Source organism: Methylobacterium sp. CB376 (assembly GCF_029714205.1).
Lineage (GTDB): Bacteria > Pseudomonadota > Alphaproteobacteria > Rhizobiales > Beijerinckiaceae > Methylobacterium.
This window is the reverse complement of record NZ_CP121648.1, coordinates 4,599,446-4,616,521: the sequence shown is the minus strand read 5'-3', so window position 1 is coordinate 4,616,521 and position 17,076 is coordinate 4,599,446. Positions and strand designations below refer to the sequence as shown.

The following is a 17,076-nucleotide window of genomic DNA, read 5'->3' as shown; positions in this document are numbered from 1 at the left end:
GTGGCCGACATCACGACCGTGGACCCGACCGATTCTTGTGCGGTCGCGGCGGCGCTGAGCACCGCCTACCTCGCCCTGGTCGCCGGCCAGCAGGAGCTTCGCATCCGCTTCCGCGAGGGAGACGTCGAAGAAGACGTCTGGTTCTCGCAAGCGAACCTTCAGACGCTCCGCATGGAGATGCTGCGCCAGCAGCAGCTTTGTGCGGCGAAGACTTCCGGCCGCTCGCCGCGCTTCTGCGCGACCGCGGGCTGATCGCGAGGCATCATGCACTATCACCGCATCGCCGGCCGGTTCTACAACCGGCCGCTTCTCGTCGCGCCCGCGACCGCCGAGACGATCTCGGCCTTCCTCCTCTCGCGCATGTCCGCCGGCCCGGCCGCGGGCGGCAACGTCGGCGGGATCGAGCACGACGCGGGCGAGAGCCTGCAGATCTTCCGCGGGCACGAGCGCGCGGACGGCTCGGTCGAGGTCCACACCCCGCGCGCCAGCCGCTTCTACGGCGATTACCCCCTGGCCGAGGATGGTTCGAAGCGCCCGCTCCCCTTCCGCCGGACCGCCGAGGGCGTCGCCATCCTCACCCTCGTGGGCGAGTGGGTGAACCGGGGCGGCTGGGTCGGCGCGTCCTCGGGGCTCATCTCCTACGAGGGCTTCGCCTACCAGATGCGGATGGCCGCCGCGGACCCGCGGACGAAGGCGATCCTGCTCGACCTGGAGAGCCCCGGCGGCGAGGCGGTCGGCGCCTTCGAGGCGGCCGAGCTCGTCCGGCAAGTGGCGTCCCAGAAGTCCGTGACCGCGCTCGTCAACGGCATGGCCTCCTCGGCTGCCTACGCGATCGCCTCCGGCGCCAGCCGGATCGTCTCGATCCCGACCGGCCTCGCCGGCTCGATCGGCGTCGTCCTGATGCACCTCGACATCAGCGAGTACCTGCGGGCCGAGGGGATGAAGCCGACCCTGATCTTCGCGGGCGACCACAAGGTCGACTGGAACCCCTTCGAACCCTTGCCCGACGCGGTCCGCGCCGACCTCCAGAAGGAGGTTGAAGGCTTCTACGCGAAGTTCGTCACGACGGTCGCGGCCGGGCGGCCGGGCCTCAGCGAGCAGGCGATCCGGGACACCGAGGCCCGCACCTTCATGGGCGAGGAGGCCATCAAGGCGGGCCTCGTCGATGCGATCGGCACCTTCGACGCGGTGCTGGCCGACCTTTCCGCCGCGCCCGCAGCCGGGCGCTCCTTCCCGTCGCGACCCACTGGAGCTTCCATGTCCGACAACACCCCCACGCCCGGCGCCTCTGCGGGCTTCACCCAGTCCGATCTCGACACCGCCCGCGCCGAGAGCTTCGCGGCCGGCAAGGCCGAGGGCCTGACCGAGGGCACCAAGGCCGGTGCCAGTACCGAGCGGGAGCGCATCGGCGCGATCCTCGGCAGCGACGAGGCCAAGGGCCGCGAGGCGAGCGCCCGCCACCTGGCGCTCTCCACCGACCTGTCGCTGGACGCGGCCAAGGGCGTCCTCTCGGGGCTCCAGGCTGCGGCCCCGGCGGGCCCCAGCCTCGACGCCCGGATGGCCGGGCGCGCCGACCTGAACCTCGACCCCGACACGCCCCCGGCCGCTCAGACGGACCCCAAGGCGGACGCCGCGGCGTCCTGGGACGAGATCGTGGCCGGGATGAACGCGCGCCTGCCGGCAGCGGCCCGCATCCCGGGCGTCCGCTAACCCCTCACCCCGCCCCTCACTCTCATCGGAAGGTCCGCACCAATGGCCTACACCCAGACCGAGACCCCCGCTTCGCTGACCTTCCTGGTCAGCGAGAGCGAGGGCCCGTTCCAGACCCGCGACGCCGTGAAGGTCCCGGTCAACACCGCGCTCCTGCCCGGGACCGTCCTCGGCGCCTACACGGTCGGTGCCCAGGCGACCGCCGCCGCCGCGGCCGATGCCGGCAACACCGGAAACGGCACGATCGCGATGGACGGCACGACGCCCGTCCTGGCCTCCGCGATCGACGGCGACTACCGGATCGTCTTCCTGACCGCGACCACCTTCGAGGTCATCAACCCGAAGGGGAAGAACATCGGCAAGGGCGCGACCGGCGCGGCGTTTTCCAAGGACATCAAGTTCACGATCACGGCCGGCGGCACCGCCTACGTGGCCGGCGACGCCCTCACCGTCTCGGTCGGAGTCGAGAGCAGCACCAGCGACCGCCGCTTCGTGCCCCTGAACCTCTCGGCCACGGACGGCAGCCAGAACGTCACCGGCATCGCGGGTTACCGCGTCATCTCCAACGCGGCCGACGAGCAGGTGACGACCGCGATCACCTCCGGCCCCGCCGAGGTCCGCGGAGTCGACCTGATCTGGCCTGCCGGCATCACCGCGGCCCAGAAGGCCGAGGGCATCGAGCAGCTTCGCCGCCTGAACATCAAGGTCCGCTGATCCCGGGCGCCGGCCTCCGGGCCGGCGCGCCTTCCACCCTCCGCAAAAGTCCACCCTCCCCCGTAGCCCCATGGGCGCGCGCAGCAGCGGCGCCCTTTTTGTTTGAAGGGCACTGCTCTCATGCTGACCATGGACGTCTTCCGCGGCGATGCGTTCTCCGCCGTGTCCCTCACCGCCGCCGTCGACCGGATGGGCTACGTCCCCGGCTTCCTCGGCAGCATCCCGGGCCTGATGGTGGACACCCCGATCCGCACGACGGACGTGTGGATCGAGGAGCGTCTGAACGCCCCTGCGCTCATCCAGACCAGCCCGCGCGGCGCGCCGCCGGCCCAGAAGGGCGGCGACCGCCGCAAGGCCCGGTCGTTCCGCACCGTGCGTCTGGCCGACTCCAGCCGGATCTACGCGGACGAGCTTCAGAACATCCGCGCCTACGGCAGCGAGACTGAGTTGAAGCAGCTCCAGGGCGAGGTCGCCCGCCGTCAGCTCAAGATAAAGCAGGACTTCGACCTGACGCACGAGCACATGCGCCTGGGCGTGATCCAGGGGCTCGTCGTGGACGCGGACGGCTCGACCATCACCGACTGGTACGACGAGCTGGGGCAGAGCCAGGACGCGCCGTTCGCGTTCCAGTTCGGGTCCGGCGCGGAGGACGGTGCGTTCCTGGAGCAGTGCAACAAGGTGAACCGCCAAGTCCTGCGCCGCCTTCAGGGCGTCGGCGGGACGAACGTTATCGTCCACGCGGTCGTGGACGATAACTGGTGGGACGCCATGACCAAGCTCCCGGAGGTCCGCGAGACGTACAAGTACGCGATGCAGGCCCTGCAGTTGCAGAACGACTTCATGAAGGCGTTCAGCAGCTTCAAGTACGGCAACATCATGTGGCACAACTACCGCGGCACGGACGATAGCTCGACCGTGGCGGTACCGGACATGACCGCGAAGTTCTTCCCGGTTGGCGCCGGCATCTTCCAGCGGGCACTCGCCCCGGCCGAGAAATTCGAGTTCGTGAACACGCTCGGTCAGGCCGAATACTCGTGGATGGTGCCCGATCTGGAGCGCGACACCTACTTCGATCTGGAGATGTACAGCTATCCCCTGTACGTCTGCACGATGCCGCAGGCGCTCCAGCGCGGCGTCGCGGCGTAAGGATCGCCGCCATGTCGCTCGCCGCACGGCGTCGCGCCCGCGTGGCGGCCGCCGTGGACCGGCAGTGGGGGGAGGCCGTGCGCCTCACCCCGCGGGCCGAGAACCAGTACACCGGCCCGGGGCCCGACCCGGACCGGGGGACGCCGGTCGAGGTCATCGGCCGCTACACTCGCCGCTCGCAGATCGATGACGACCGCGGCGCGGCCCACGGCATCGGCGCCCGCTTCCAAGGCGTGATCCGGGTCGCCGGAGCGGAGACCTGCGTCGTGATCGGGACGGAGCAGGCGGCCCTGATCCCCTGGACCGTCCGCAAGGGCGACCTCGTGGAGCTGCTGGAGCGCGGCGGCGCGGCCTACGCGGTCGCTGTCTCCCGCGCCAACGACGCGGGGGGCCTGCTCCTGATGCTGACCGCGGAGAGGGCCCCGTGAGCCTCGTCTGCCTCGCCCTGCGCCTCTGCCTCGTCAAGGCGCTGTCCGGGCGTACCCTGGCCGAGAACCGGGTCTTCGACTCGCTGATCGTCCCCTGGGATCAGGTCGCCCAGGAAACCGGCCCGCAGCCGGTCCTGATCGTCTCCACCGACCAGGACGACGCGGAGCCGGACAAGGAGTCCTCGCGCGCCATGACGCGCGACCTCGACGTGGTGATCGAGATGACCCTCGCCGGTCAGGTCCAGGTCCGGGCCGGGGAGTTCGAGGTCGAGATCCCGCACACGGACGCGGGCCTGGAGGCGACTCTCGACGTGATGGCGTGGCAGGTCGAGCAGGCGCTCAAGGACCCGACCGACCCCTGGGCCGAGATGTTCCGGGTCTTCCGCGGCCCGCCCCGGCCCAAGCGGCTGACCAGCCGGCGCGGCGGGTCGGCCGAGCGCGGCGTGAAGTACGCCGTCCGGCAGAACATCGTCACCATCGACCCCATGCAGGAGCCGGAGCGCGGCGCGGACGCGATCCCGGAGCCCTGGGACGCCTTCGTGGCCCTGCTGCGCACGGACCCCGCGCTCGCGCGCTACGGGGACCTCCTGGAGTCCCTGCTGACCGGCTCGACCCTGCTGCCCTGGCAGCGGGCCCAGGCGCTCCTTCAGCAGACCCGCGGGGTGATGAGCGGGGTCGGCCTGGGCGCCGTCCCGGGCGCCGAGGCCGAGCCGCCGGCGAGCCAGATCACGATCGAGACCGTGCGCGGCGACCTCGTCGAGGTGGCCGGCCAGGAGTCCCCGATCCCATGAGCCTCGAAGCCGCCATTAGGGATCTTCTCGACGCGCACTTGGAGCTGCGCCGCGAGCACGAGGCGCTGAAGACTCGGGTCGCCAACCTGATCCGCCCCGGCAAGGTCAGCGACAGCGAGCACGGCAAGGGGGTCAGGGTCGAGCTGGACGGCGGCTCGGACGGGCAGCCGCACAAGTCGACGTGGCTCCAGAACCTCGACGCGACGGGCGTCACCTCCTACCGCGCCAAGGTCGGCGAGCAGGGCTGGGTGCTCTCGCCCAACGGCGACCAGGAGCAGGGCGCCTTCGTACCCTTCGCCCATTCCAAGGACAGGCCGGACCCCGCACCGGACGCGGACACGACGGTCCTGTTCAACCGAGATGACGTGAACATCTCGATCAAGAACGGGACCATTCACATTACGGCGAAGGCCAAGGTGACTTGGGACGTCAACGGCAAGACCTACAGCTTCGATGGAAGCGAGCACGTCTTCCAGGGCGCCAAGGTCAAACACGACGACAAGAATATCGGCAAGGACCATCGCCACGGTGGAGTGGTCGCGGGAAGCCAGACCACCGACGTTCCGCAAGCCTGACCGCCAGGAGAGCCCGCATGACCTCGACCCTCTACCGCGTCACCGACGCCGCGCCCGCGCACCTGCTCGGCCGGCGCGTCGAGCCCGGCGATCTGGTGCGCGCGCGCCCGGCCGCCGTCGCCTACGAGGTCGATCTCGGCCACCTCGTCGCGACCACCGTCGAGGCCGAGGCGCAGCCGATCGCCGGCCTCTCGGAGGCCGAGCGGGCGGCGCTGCCGCCGCTGGATCCGGTCGCCGCCGATGAGACCCCGGCGCCAGCGCGCTTGCGCGCGGAGCCGGCCGCGTTCTCGTTCCGCGCGGGCGCCGACCAGGGGCCGGCCCCCGCAGCCCCGAGCGCCGAGGGCTGACCGATGGCCTCCTGCGGGCTCGACCGCTGGACGGGCGAGCCCTCGCGGGACCTCGCCCACGTCGCCCAGGCGGTCCAGACGATCTTCTCGACCCGCCTGGGCGAGCGGGTCATGCACCGCTGGTTCGGCGGCGGTCTGACCGAGCTGCTGGGGCGGCGCATCACGCCGACCCTGCTGTCGGCCTACCGTATGCTGCTGGTCCTGGCGATCTCGACCTGGGAGCCGCGGCTGAAGGTCGTGCGGATCTCGGCCACCGGCAACACGGTCAACGCCGTCGAGCTGGGCCAGCTCAAGTTCTCGGTCATCTGCTACTACCGCCCGCGCGGTCATCTCGGAGACTATACAGTCGAGGGAGGACCGCGCGCCCTCGACATCTACGCGGTCAACGGCTCTCTGGCCGTAGAGCTGCCGCGCGTCGCCTGATCGTCTAACCCCCGGAGCCGCGCGTGACCCGCTTTACGGACATCGACCTCTCGCGCCTGCCCCCGTTGCCGGCGCTGCCGACCTTCGACGCGATCTATGCGGCCCGGATGGCCGACGTGGCCGCCCGCCTCAACAAGGCGGGCATCCCCTACGACGTCGGGGCGCTCGCGACCGACACGGTCGCGATCCTCCAGGAGACGGGCGCCTATCGCGAGACGCTGGTCTACACGGCCTACGACGACGCGACCCGCGCCGTCCTGCTCGCGACCTCCTGGGGGCCCTACCTCGACCACCTCGGCGCGACGCAGACCCCCGCGGTTGCCCGCCTGCCGCTGGTCGCCAACCCTCGGACCTACGTCTTCGAGACTGACGCGGCGGCGGACTGGGAGTCCGACGACGACTTCCGGGCCCGGATCCAGCTCGCGCCCGAAAGCCTCTCCGGCGCCGGCCCGGAGGGCGCCTACATCTCGTTCGCCCTCGGGGTCGCCGGGGTCAAGGCGGCGGCGGCCTACGGGCCCATGAGCTACGGCGGCACGCCCGAGGCGCCCTTCGCGCCCCTCGGGCACGTTCACGTCCCGATCGTCGCGAACACGGGCGACGGGACCGCCGCCGACGACCTGATCGCGACCGTCCAGGCCGCGCTGCGGGCGGAGGACCGCCGCCCGCTCGCGGACTTCGTGACCGTCTCCAGCGCGAACATCATCCCGTACCGGATCGAGGCGGTCCTCTACGTCGGCGGCGGCGCGGACCGCGGCGTGGTTCAGGCCGAGGCCGCGAAGCGGTTCGCGGCCCAGGCCAAGCGCCAGCACCGCCCTGGGGCGGCGCAGCTCCTCCAGATGCTCTACGGGGCCGCCTACGTGCCCGACGCCTCCGGGGCCATCCTGGTCGAGCAGGTGGACCTGATCTCGCCGCTGGCCGACGTGAACGGCAACCCGATCAGCCCGGACACGCCCGACCCTGCCTACTGCGCCCCCTACTGCACGGACGTCGCCGTGACGGTGGAGGTGGTCGGTGACTGATCCGGTCAAGCGGCCGAACCTCCTGCCGAGCAACGCGACCCCGCGGGAGCGGGCCCACGCCGATACGGACGGGCGCCTGGACGACCGCGCCGCCGAGGCCGCGCAGATCGTTGCCCTGAAGGACCCGGACAACACTCCAGAGGCGATCGAGCCCTACGTCGCCTGGGAGAAGTCGGTCGACGTCTGGGACCCGCCTTGGCTGGCCCCGATCCGGCGCGCGGCGATCAAGGCCGCACCGGAGGTCCACGCCTACAAGGGCACGCCCCGGGCGATGAGGATCGCCCTCTCGGCCTTCGGGATCGACGCCGAGATCGTGGAGTGGTGGCAGACCAGCCCCCCGGGCCGCCCCTACACCTTCAAGCTGACCGCCCACGTCCACTCGCGGCTCTACGAGGGCGGGGAGCTGATCGACCCCCGGACCGTCAAGGTGGTCTTCGGGACGGTGATGCGGGTCAAGCCGGTGTCCCGCGCCTTCGACCTCGTTCTGGCCGCCGGCCTGGACTCGCGGCTCGGCGCCGCCGCCGTCGCGGTCGCGCGCTCCCGGGTCCGAGTCGCCGCCTACGCCGACAACCTGGAGCGCTGCACCGCCACGATCGGCGCCGTGGGCGTCCTCGTCGCCCGCTCCGTCCTCCGCCTCTCGCTGGTGAGCTCCGATGTCTGACCCTCTTGTCCTCACCCTCACGCGGCCCGGTCTGGCGGCGTGCGTGCGCGCGCAGGGCGACGGCCTCCAGGCCGTCGTGGACCGCGTCGCGGTCGGCCGCGGCGTGCCGTCCGGCATCTCCTACGTGGGGTATACGCCCAGTAAGGATGCGACGGCGCTCCAGACCGAGGTGATCCGGGTCCCGGTGATCTCCGGCGCCAAGCTCGGCGCCCCCGGCCAGGCGCGCTTCCGGGTCCTGGCCGAGGTCCCGAAAACGTCGAGCCCCTCCGAGTACGCGATCCGGGAGGTCGGGTTCTTCCTGAGCGACGGCACGCTGCTCGCGCTCTGGTCGGATCCGACGCCGGGGTTCGTGCTGGCCTCGAAGACCGCGCTCGCGGACGTCGCCTTTTCGATGGATCTCGTCCTCGACCAGATCCCCACCAACGCGCTCACGCTGGCCGTCCTGGAGCCCGAGATCCCCGAGTGGGCCGCGGCGATCGCCGAGCTGCTGGGCGCCGAGGCCGGGTCCTGGCGCGACAGCATGCGCTTCGTCCTGCGGCGCGACTTCAACCTCTGATCCGAAGGAACTCCGCACATGACGACGGTAGTTGACGCCCTGACCGATTCGACGACCGCGCTCAACGCCGCGCTCGCGCAGTGGCAGACGCTCTACAATCAGGTCGTGGCCCAGGGCGCGACCAACGTGACCAACATCACAAACATCATCAACAATTTTCAGAACCGCCCGCGGTCGCTTCAGATCTTCGTTGACCCGTCGAACGGGTCCGATACGACCGGGTCCGGCGCACTGCAAGCGCCCTACCGTAGCCTCGACAAGGCGATCGAGAACCTTTACCTGGACGGCAAGACCGAAATCATCTGCCTCGGCGATGTGCAGCTCAATTATTACCGCGCACTGTACTCGGACATCACCATCGTCGGCGCGACCCTGGACACGCCCGACAACTCGACCCCCTACGCGTCGGCTCAGCGCCAGTTGACCTTCCGCAACGAGGCGCTGAACTCGCCGCTGCCGTTCTACGGCCGGGTTCCGGGCGGGTTCATCGCCGGCACGGCCAATATCACCTTCGGCTACCTGGACATCATGCTGCCGAACCCGTCATCGGACGTGACGTTCCCGTACTGCATCCAGACCTCCGGGCAGATCAACGCGAACAACGTCACCATCGCGGCCCCGTCCGGAAGTCTTGCCACGCTGATCCGCACCGAAGCGGGCTTCCACTCCTCGTTCTACTTCAGCGGGTCGCTCGGCGCGAACGCCGCGGGCCGGGTCTTTTCCGGCGTGGCGGCCGGCGCCAACCCGAACAACTACAGCGTTTACACGTCGAGCCTCACGGCGGCGTAAGCCCCCGCCCTCGCCCTCCGACAGGATCCCGCGCTCATGCCGCAGACCTCCGCCGATGTCCTCGCCGCGCTCAGTCTCGATCACGGGGCCGAGAGCTTCCGCGACGCACCCGTCGCCTTTCTGCGCGCCCGCGGCGTGCCCGACGCCGTGATCGTCCCGGCCGTGCGCGCCAAGCTCGCCGCGCTGGTCGACGCCAAGGCGGAGGCCCTGCGGCTCGCCCTGGTCACGCCCGGCGCCGGGCAGGCCATGGAATATCAGGAGACGCTGGCCCAGGCCCGCGCGGCGCTCGCCATGTCCGGGACTCCCGTCCCGGGCGACTACCCGCTCCTGGCCGCCACGGTCGGCCTCGACGTCGACCCGCAGACCGGCGCGCCAGCCTCGGACGTCAAGGGCGTCGCCCGCGCGGTCGTCGCCGCGGCCGCGGCCTGGATCGCGGCCGCGGCCGCGATCCGGGGCGCCCGCCTGACCGCGAAGGCCGCGATCGCCGCGGCGGCGACACCCGAGGCGGCGGTGGCCGCCTTCGAGGCGGCGAGCTGGCCCGCCCTCTGAGCCTCCCCCTGCCCGGGTGATCCGGGCGCCCCTCCCACCCCGCACGCCGCCTCCATGGCGGCGTTTCTGTTTGGAGCACGCCCGTGACCGCACCCACCCTCGGCTACATCGCGACCCGGCCGGACGACGATCCGATCGTCGTCGCGGGGACCGACTTCTCGAAGGTCGGCATCCTCTCGACCTCGGCGGACGCCGACGCCGATGTCTTCCCGCTCAACACGCCCATCCGCTTCAGCAGCACGGACCCCGCGTACCTCTCGAAGATCGGGACCGGCTACCTCGCTGACGCCCTTCAGCTGCTCAACGCGCAGCTGAAGGGGCTCGCCGCCGACGTGATCGTGGTCCGCGTGGCCGAGGGCGCCAGCTCCGACCCGACGACCAAGCTCTCCCAGACGCTCGCGAACTGCGTCGGCAGCGCTGGCAGCAACACCGGCCTCTACGCCTTCCTGACCGCCGCCGAGGTGGTCAAGGCGGTCCCGCGGCTGATCATCGTCCCGGGCTACACCGCCCAGCAGCCGGACGGCACGGGCGTCGCCAACCCGGTCATGGCGGCGATCGGGCCGGTGCTCGACACCCTCCGGGCGTTCATGCCCTACGACGTCGCCCCGGGCTCCGCGGACGCGGCGATCGCCGGGCGCGAAACCATGTCGTCCATGCGGATGATGCCGGTGGGCGTGGCGGTCCGCGCGTACAAGACCGTGAGCAACGTCACGACCCTGACCACGATGCCGGCGAGCCCGATCGTGGCGGGCCTGTTCGTGCGCCAGGACAACAACCTGGGCGGCAAGCCCTTCGACACGATCTGCAACCAGCCGGTCTACGGCATCGCCGACGTCAGCCGCCCGATCGCGTTCAGCCTCATCGACGGCTCGACCGAGGGCCAGACGATGCTGGCCTCCGACGTCTCGATCATCGTCTCGGGCCAGTCCGCGAACGTCGATGCCATCGCGGAAGGCGGCTTCGTCTTCCTCGGCTGGGAGACGTGCGACATCAGCGAGAACTGGCGGCAGGCCCATCAGGTCCGCGGCCAGGACTATATCGATGTCGAGGAGCAGAAGATCACTCGCAAGTACCTCGGCAAGCGCATCACCCCGCGCGTGGTCGAGAGCTGGCTGAAGTCCCTCGACTTCGCCATGCTCGACCACGTCAAGGCGGATCCGCCGGACATCCTCGGGTACAAGATCGTGTTCTCGAAGGATCTTAACTCGGCCAATCAGGTCGAGCTGGGGATGCTTCACATCCAGAGCTATATCCAGCAGGCGCCGATCTTCCTCGTCGCGCAGAACGACGTGCGGAAGTACCGCCCAGCGCTGGACGCCCTGGTGGCGACCGTCATCGCCAATACCGGGAACCTGACCGCCACGGTCTGACCCCAGCAACCCGCGCCGCGGCCCGGCGCGGGTCCCCGCCCCCTCTCGACAGAAGGATAGCCCGCCGTGGCCCAGGACATTCTCATCATGGAGGAGGTCGACGTTCGTCGTGCGGACGACAGCGACGACACCCGCGTCTTCACGATCAACAAGATGGCGCTGCCCGGGATCAAGCGCAAAACCTCCGAGCACACCCCGGGCGGTGGTACCGGCACGGTCAACTTCGCGCTACCGATGATCGACGCGCTGGAGCCGAAGTTCTCGGTGAAGGGCGTCGACCTGGACGTGCTGAGGAAATTCGGCTTCTCGGCCGGCACGAACGACAAGTGGACGTACGCCTCGACGCTCCGCAACAAGAAGACCAATCGTCTTCTGCCGGTCCGCGCCACGATCCAGGGCGTCGTCTGCGAGTGGTCGCCGGGTGAGCACACCCCGGGCGAGCTGATCGACTGCGATCACTCGCTGATGGAAGTGACTTACTATGAGCTGGTCGTGAACAACGAGCAGATCTTCAAGTGGTCGTTCTACACCCGCGAGTGGATCCACGGCGGGACGGACGTGTTCGCCGAGTACCGCGCGGCCCTCGGCGTCTGATCGGGCGGGCGGCGCCTCCGGGGCGCCGCCCGCCTCAACGGAACAGGTGGACCAGATGGAAAGCTTCGAGACGCTCGTCCGCGACTACGAGCCGGCCGGCAAGGCCGCGCCCGCGCCCCAGGCAGCCCCGCAGGCAGCCGTTTCGGCCCCGGAGGCGGGGAAGGGCCGGCGCCGGGGCAAACGCCCGCTGGCGGTCAAACCTCGGGCCGCGGAGCCCGCCCCGCCCCCGGCGGAGCCGGATGAGGAGCCGGTGTTCGTGGGCGGCAAGCCCCGCTCGGCCGAGTTCCCGCTGGAGTGCCCGATCGCCTACCAGGGCCGGGTCTACGACACCGTGGTCCTGCGCCGCCCGACCGCGGCGGAGGTCGCGGCGTTCTTCGACGCCCTGGCCGAGAGCGGCTTCCGGGGCTTCCCGGTGTTCTACACCCCGGACGGAACACCGATCCCCTACAAGGTGATCGAGCGCCTGGACCCGGACGACGACGACAGGATCGGCGCGCGGATCATGGATTTTTTGCCGCGCCGGATGCTGCCGCCCGCCGTGACCGACGGCAGCGAGTCGACCCCCGCCTCTGGCGAGACTACCGGGCCGACATCCTCCGCGTGATCGGCGGGACGCGCGCCGAATTGGACGCGCTGCCTTGGGACGACTTCGTCCGCGAGTGGCGCTGCGCCCAGCGCATGGCGCGCCTATAGCATGAGAGAGCCCCCAGATGGCCAGCAAGACCGCCTCGCTCATCATCCGCTTGACCGATCAGGTCACGGGTCCGGCCGGGCAGGCGTCGAAGGCGCTCCAGGGGCTCTCCAAGGCCGGCGACGGCCTCAACAAGCTGAAGAACGCGGCCTCGGGCCTGGACGAGCTGGGCGGCAAGCTCCGGCGCGCTAAGGGCGAGGTCGAGCGCGCGTCGCGGGAGCTGGCCGCGGCCGAGAGGAAGGTCGCCTTCTTCGCGCGCTCCAAGGCGTCGGGCAGCTCGAACTACGCGGCCTTCAAGGCCAGCGGCGAGGTCGACGCGGCCCAGGCGCGGCTGCGCGCCGCGAAGGCGCAGTTCGCGGCCTCCCAGCGCACCCTCGAAGGGCTCAAGACCACCTTCGACGGCCAGAAGGCCGTGGTCCGCGGGCTCACCGCCACCCTGGCCTCCGCGGCCGGGGGGCTGAAGCAGGTCACGTCGGCCGAGGGCGCGATCGCCGGCGCGACCAACGGCGCCAACGCGGCGCTGCGGACGCAGGGCAACCTGTTCTCGACCATCTCCCAGCGCGCGGCCAGCGCCGCCAAGGCGTACAGGGACGTCGCGGCCGGGATGGCCGCGGCCGGGCGGCAGTCGGCGGCCCAGCAGGCCGCCAGCCGCCGCATGATCGACGGCATGAGCTCCCCCGCGCGCGCCGCTCGGGCGCAGAAGGCGGCCCAGAGGCAGGCCGAGCTGGCCGCGACCTATCAGGCGGGCCGGCGCTACTCGACCGGCTCGATGGCGGGCGGCGCGGCCCGGAAGGGCGGCGCGGAGGGCGGCACCTCCATCGCCGGGGGCGCGGTCGAGGCCCTGGAGGGGCTGGGCGCCGCCGAGCTGGCGAAGCGGACCTACGAGAAGGCCCGGGATGTCTACCTGGACTTCGACGAGGCGACGCGCCGGCAGCGCGCGGTCATGGGAATCAGCGAGGACACGCAGAGGCCGCTGACCACGCAGGCGCTCCAGATCGGCAAGGACACCCGGTTCACGAACTCGGACGTCGTGAAGGCGCAGACCCTCGTCGCGTCCTCGCTGCCGGATCACCTCAAGACCGTGGCGGTCATCTCGGCCATCACCGAGAACACCAAGGACTACGCGCTCGCCATGGGAACCACCATGGACGAGGGCGCCGAGGCGATCATCTCGCGGATCAAGGGCCGGCAGTACGACCTGTCCTCCCCGGATGCTGCGGCGACGAGCGCCAAGCACGCGGCGAACCGGCTGGTCCAGTTCGGCAAGTCCTCGGGCGCGAGCCACCACGACATCATGGGCTACACCAAGTTCGGCGCCGCGCCCGGGCAGGTGATGGGCTTCTCCGAGGAGTTCTCGGACTCGCTGGCCGCCCAGCTCAAGCGCCTGGGCTACGACGGCGCGATGGCCGGCACTTTCGTCCGGGCGGCGGCGACCAAGCTGACCGTGCCGACGAACAAGGGCCGCAACGCCCTGGCGGCGGCCGGCTTCGACCACGACGACTACGTCTCCCCCGGCAAGAAGATGTCGGCGGACAACCTCGACAATCTGGTCCGCCTCCAGTTCGGCAAGGGCCTGAACGCCTCTCAGCTGAAGCGCATCGGCGAGCTGCTGAACGACGAGGACGTGGTCGGGGACCGGGCGGAGTTCGTGCCGCAAGTCTCCGAGATCCTTCAGGAGACGCTGGCGAAGAAGGGGAAGAAGGGCAAGGTCAACGCCCAGGACGCCCAGAAGATCGCCAAGGCGGTCAACGACTACATGAACATGACCTCTGGCGCGGTCGACAGCGAGCGCCTGCTCATGGACATCCTGAAGCAGGGGCTGACGCCCGCGCTCGCCAAGTACCTGTTCGGCCAGGAGCACGGCGGCCGGGCGCTCGGCCTGCGCCCCGAGATGCTGGAGAAGGACCGCAAGGCGTTCGAGCACACGCCGAAGGACCGCGCCTCGCAGTTCGGCAAGGACGTCAACGCGGGCGCCTACGGCGAGTACAACCAGATGAAGGGGTCCTTCGAGACCGCCTACATGCGCGCCGCCCAGGCGAACGACGAGCGACTGCGCGGGATGTGGAAGGCCATCGGCGATCTGGCCGACAAGTTCTCGGACCTCTCCGACAGCTCGATCCGCACGGCGACCGACCTCGCGACCGCGACGACGGCGTTCCTGACCCTGAAGGGGACGCTCTCCGCGCTCGGCATGTTCGGGGTCAGGGCGGCCGAGGGGCTGGGCGCGATCCTGAGCAAGATCACCCCCTTCATCGCGGCGGCCTACGCGGGCGCCAAGACCGGGCAGGCGATCGGCGAGGGGATCAACGAGGTCGGCGCCATCGCGGGGGGCAAGTACTGGACCCCCAAGGACGAGGAGGAGCTGGCCGACCTCCGGCGGCAGCGCGACGAGAAGCGCGGCCAGATCGAGGCGCGGCAGGCGAAGTTCCACCCCTCACGGCGCGGGGAGTTCGACCCCGAGAGCGACCGGCTCCAGAAGGACATCAGCGTCCTGGAGAACCGCATCCGGTCGGGCGAGGAGACGAAGCGCGCCGGGCTGCCGATCGGCGAGGCCGCCCGGGAGGCCCTGGACGCCCGCGCAGCGGCCAAGGCCGCCCCCGCGGCTCCACCGGTCAAGCCCCCGGAGGTCAAGGTCCCCGACGCCGCCAGCGCCGGCCAGGACGCCGGCAAGGCGGTCGCCAAGGGGGTCGAGAAGGGCGCGGACAAGGCGGGTGAGCAGGCCGGGCAGGCCATCGCGGACGGCGTTCGGGCCAAGGCCCCGGAGGCCAAGCGCGGCTGGGAAATGCTGCGGCGCGACGCGGCCGAGGCCGGCAGCGATGCCGGCCAGAGCGCGGGCGAGCGGATCGCCGAGGGGATCAACGAGGTCGGCGCCATCGCGGCCGGCAAGCACTGGACCCCGAAGGACAGCGAGGAGGTGGCCGAGCTGCGCCAGCAGCGCGACGCCAAGCGGGCCGAGATGACCGGCATCGAGGGGTGGATCCGCCCCTCGATGCGCGGCCAGCCGAACGCGGACCTCGACCGCCTCCAGCGCGAGGTCCAGACGCTCGACAACCGGATCAGGGCCGGCGAGGAGCGCCAGCGGGCGGGCCTGAAGCTCGGCGAGGCGGCCCGGGAGGCCTTGGCATCCAAGGCGGCGGCCGGGAGCGCGGAGTCGGGCGCCAAGGCGGGCCAGGAGGCTGGGCAGGCCATCGCGGACGGCATCCGGGCCAAGGCCCCTGAGGCCGGCAGCGCGGGCCAGGAGGCCGGCAGCAGCGCCGGGCAGGGCGTCGCCAAGGGGGGCGCGAAGGAGGCCCCCAAGATCGAGGAGAAGGCCAAGAGCCTCTGGGAGAAGATCAAGGAGATTTTCTCCGAGCCCATCAAAATTTCCTTCGACCTCGACACCGGGGCGGCGACCGGCCGGGCCCGCTCGACCTACGTCTCTTTGTCGGGCGGCGGCGGCGGCTCCTTCTTCGGGCGGGCGCTCGCGGTCGGGGGCGGCGCCGGGATCGGGCACGTCGCCTCGAAGGCCGACCGGGCCGCCTACATCCGCGAGGCGGCGCGCCGGAACGGGATCGACCCGGAGGTCGCGCTGCGCGTCGCGCAGAGCGAGGGCTTCAACGAGTACACGGGCGACCAGGGCCGGTCGTTCGGGGACTTCCAGCTCTTTACGGGCGGGGGCCTCGGCAACAAGGCCCTGCGCGAGGGCATCAACGTCCGCGACCCGAACACCTGGAGGGAGCAGATCGACTTCGCGATGCGCGAGGCGGCCAAGGGGGGCTGGACCCCGTGGCACGGGGCCAAGCGGGTCGGGATCGGCCCCTGGCAGGGGATCGGGCGCCCCCGCACCTCCGCCCCGGCGGCATCGGGCGACCTGACGCCCGCCCAGATCGAGGCGGCGCGCCAGCGCATCCAATCCCGGTACACGCCCAGGCCTGCCTCGCCGGAGGCGCAGCCCGGACTGACCGGCTCGGGCGTGCCGGCGATCGCCCCCAAGGGCGACACGTCCGGCCTCGACAGCCTGGGGACCAAGGCGGACGCGGCGAAGGACAAGCTCTCGGGCCTGTCCGGCGTCACCGTCTCCCCTCAGGTGTCGACCGGCGGGCTCGACGGCCTGATCGCCAAGGCCAACCAGGCCCTCGCGGCGCTCCAGCGCATCCCCGGCGCGGTGGCCTCGGCCAACGCCTCGCTCGGGAGCGTCAACGCGGCGGCCGGCGGCAAGGGCGGCGGCGAGAGTGGATCGGGCTCAGTCAACGTGCGCGGCGCGCTCTCTGACAACTTCGCTTAACGGAGGCGCGCCGTGCAGTATATGGTGGGCAGCCTGATCTTCGACACGTTCCCGTTCAGCGTGACTGGCGTCGAGCGGGAAGATGCCTACGATTACGCCAAGCATGACCTAATGTCCCGGCGGAAAGGCTACGAGCGCGCGGGGGCCGGGGACGACACCCTGACCCTCTCGGGCGAGTTCCTGCCCTTCCATATCGGGGGCCTCTCGCAGCTCGAAACCGCCCGCGCCCTGAAGGACAGCGGCTCCGAACAGTTCGTGATGCGCGGCGACGGCTACGTCGTCGGCTGGTTCGTGATCACCTCCGTCAAGGAGAGCCACGCGGACGCCGTCGCGCCGAACGGCATCGCCTACAAGGTCAAGCACGACCTCAAGCTGGAGCGGGTCGATGACCCGGGCCAGTCGACCGGCGCCGACCTGATCGACGCCGTGCTCTCGCTGTTCGGGTGAGC

The 17,076-nt window shown here is 70.9% G+C and carries 19 protein-coding genes; all 19 read left to right on the top strand.

The genetic code is table 11. The features are described 5' to 3' along the window. Positions 1 to 252: a hypothetical protein gene (locus QA634_RS21045; protein WP_012333893.1), complete on the top strand. Its 252-nt coding sequence runs from the start codon at positions 1 to 3 to the stop codon at positions 250 to 252. Positions 253 to 264: 12 nt separating this feature from the next. Beyond that, positions 265 to 1,710 (top strand): S49 family peptidase, encoded by a 1,446-nt coding sequence (locus QA634_RS21040; protein ID WP_012333892.1) that lies wholly within the window; start codon positions 265 to 267, stop codon positions 1,708 to 1,710. A gap of 42 nt (positions 1,711 to 1,752) precedes the next feature. Then, positions 1,753 to 2,424 carry a head decoration protein gene (locus tag QA634_RS21035; protein WP_012333891.1) on the top strand — a complete coding sequence of 224 codons (672 nt, stop codon included), beginning with the start codon at positions 1,753 to 1,755 and terminating at the stop codon, positions 2,422 to 2,424. 120 nt (positions 2,425 to 2,544) lie between these two features. Further along, positions 2,545 to 3,570, top strand: coding sequence for a major capsid protein (locus tag QA634_RS21030; RefSeq protein ID WP_012333890.1), 1,026 nt, complete (start codon positions 2,545 to 2,547; stop codon positions 3,568 to 3,570). An 11-nt stretch (positions 3,571 to 3,581) separates the two neighbouring features. Beyond that, the gene (locus tag QA634_RS21025; RefSeq protein WP_012333889.1) at positions 3,582 to 3,998 is read left to right on the top strand and encodes a hypothetical protein; all 417 of its coding nucleotides are present in this window, start codon (positions 3,582 to 3,584) and stop codon (positions 3,996 to 3,998) included. Then, positions 3,995 to 4,789 (top strand): hypothetical protein, encoded by a 795-nt coding sequence (locus QA634_RS21020; protein WP_012333888.1) that lies wholly within the window; start codon positions 3,995 to 3,997, stop codon positions 4,787 to 4,789. The genes QA634_RS21025 and QA634_RS21020 overlap by 4 nt, the downstream gene beginning before the upstream one ends. After that, a complete protein-coding gene (locus tag QA634_RS21015; RefSeq protein WP_063826007.1) occupies positions 4,786 to 5,364 on the top strand; it encodes a phage baseplate assembly protein V in 579 nt (192 codons plus the stop codon). The genes QA634_RS21020 and QA634_RS21015 overlap by 4 nt, the downstream gene beginning before the upstream one ends. Positions 5,365 to 5,381: 17 nt before the next feature. After that, on the top strand, positions 5,382 to 5,711 hold the full coding sequence (locus QA634_RS21010) for a hypothetical protein (RefSeq protein WP_012333886.1): 330 nt from the start codon (positions 5,382 to 5,384) through the stop codon (positions 5,709 to 5,711). A gap of 3 nt (positions 5,712 to 5,714) precedes the next feature. Further along, a complete protein-coding gene (locus QA634_RS21005) occupies positions 5,715 to 6,134 on the top strand; it encodes a GPW/gp25 family protein (protein WP_012333885.1) in 420 nt (139 codons plus the stop codon). A gap of 23 nt (positions 6,135 to 6,157) precedes the next feature. Further along, positions 6,158 to 7,153 (top strand): baseplate assembly protein, encoded by a 996-nt coding sequence (locus QA634_RS21000; RefSeq protein ID WP_012333884.1) that lies wholly within the window; start codon positions 6,158 to 6,160, stop codon positions 7,151 to 7,153. Next, entirely contained in the window at positions 7,146 to 7,814 is a 669-nt protein-coding gene (locus tag QA634_RS20995) for a phage tail protein I (RefSeq protein WP_012333883.1), read from the top strand. Before QA634_RS21000 ends, QA634_RS20995 begins: the two co-directional genes overlap by 8 nt. Then, positions 7,807 to 8,370: a phage tail-collar fiber domain-containing protein gene (locus QA634_RS20990; protein WP_012333882.1), complete on the top strand. Its 564-nt coding sequence runs from the start codon at positions 7,807 to 7,809 to the stop codon at positions 8,368 to 8,370. The genes QA634_RS20995 and QA634_RS20990 overlap by 8 nt, the downstream gene beginning before the upstream one ends. Positions 8,371 to 8,388: 18 nt before the next feature. After that, positions 8,389 to 9,159: a hypothetical protein gene (locus QA634_RS20985; protein WP_012333881.1), complete on the top strand. Its 771-nt coding sequence runs from the start codon at positions 8,389 to 8,391 to the stop codon at positions 9,157 to 9,159. 36 nt (positions 9,160 to 9,195) lie between these two features. Further along, a complete protein-coding gene (locus tag QA634_RS20980) occupies positions 9,196 to 9,708 on the top strand; it encodes a hypothetical protein (protein ID WP_012333880.1) in 513 nt (170 codons plus the stop codon). 83 nt (positions 9,709 to 9,791) lie between these two features. Continuing rightward, a complete protein-coding gene (locus QA634_RS20975; protein ID WP_012333879.1) occupies positions 9,792 to 11,078 on the top strand; it encodes a hypothetical protein in 1,287 nt (428 codons plus the stop codon). Between the two features lie 66 nt (positions 11,079 to 11,144). Then, positions 11,145 to 11,672, top strand: a complete 528-nt coding sequence (locus tag QA634_RS20970) for a phage major tail tube protein (protein ID WP_012333878.1) — start codon at positions 11,145 to 11,147, stop codon at positions 11,670 to 11,672. 55 nt (positions 11,673 to 11,727) lie between these two features. Continuing rightward, complete coding sequence (locus QA634_RS20965) at positions 11,728 to 12,276, top strand: phage tail assembly protein (protein WP_012333877.1); 549 nt, start codon at positions 11,728 to 11,730, stop codon at positions 12,274 to 12,276. Between the two features lie 106 nt (positions 12,277 to 12,382). Then, positions 12,383 to 16,627, top strand: coding sequence for a phage tail tape measure protein (locus tag QA634_RS20960; RefSeq protein ID WP_012333876.1), 4,245 nt, complete (start codon positions 12,383 to 12,385; stop codon positions 16,625 to 16,627). 21 nt (positions 16,628 to 16,648) lie between these two features. Continuing rightward, entirely contained in the window at positions 16,649 to 17,074 is a 426-nt protein-coding gene (locus tag QA634_RS20955) for a phage tail protein (RefSeq protein ID WP_012333875.1), read from the top strand. The last annotated feature ends 2 nt before the right edge of the window (positions 17,075 to 17,076 follow it).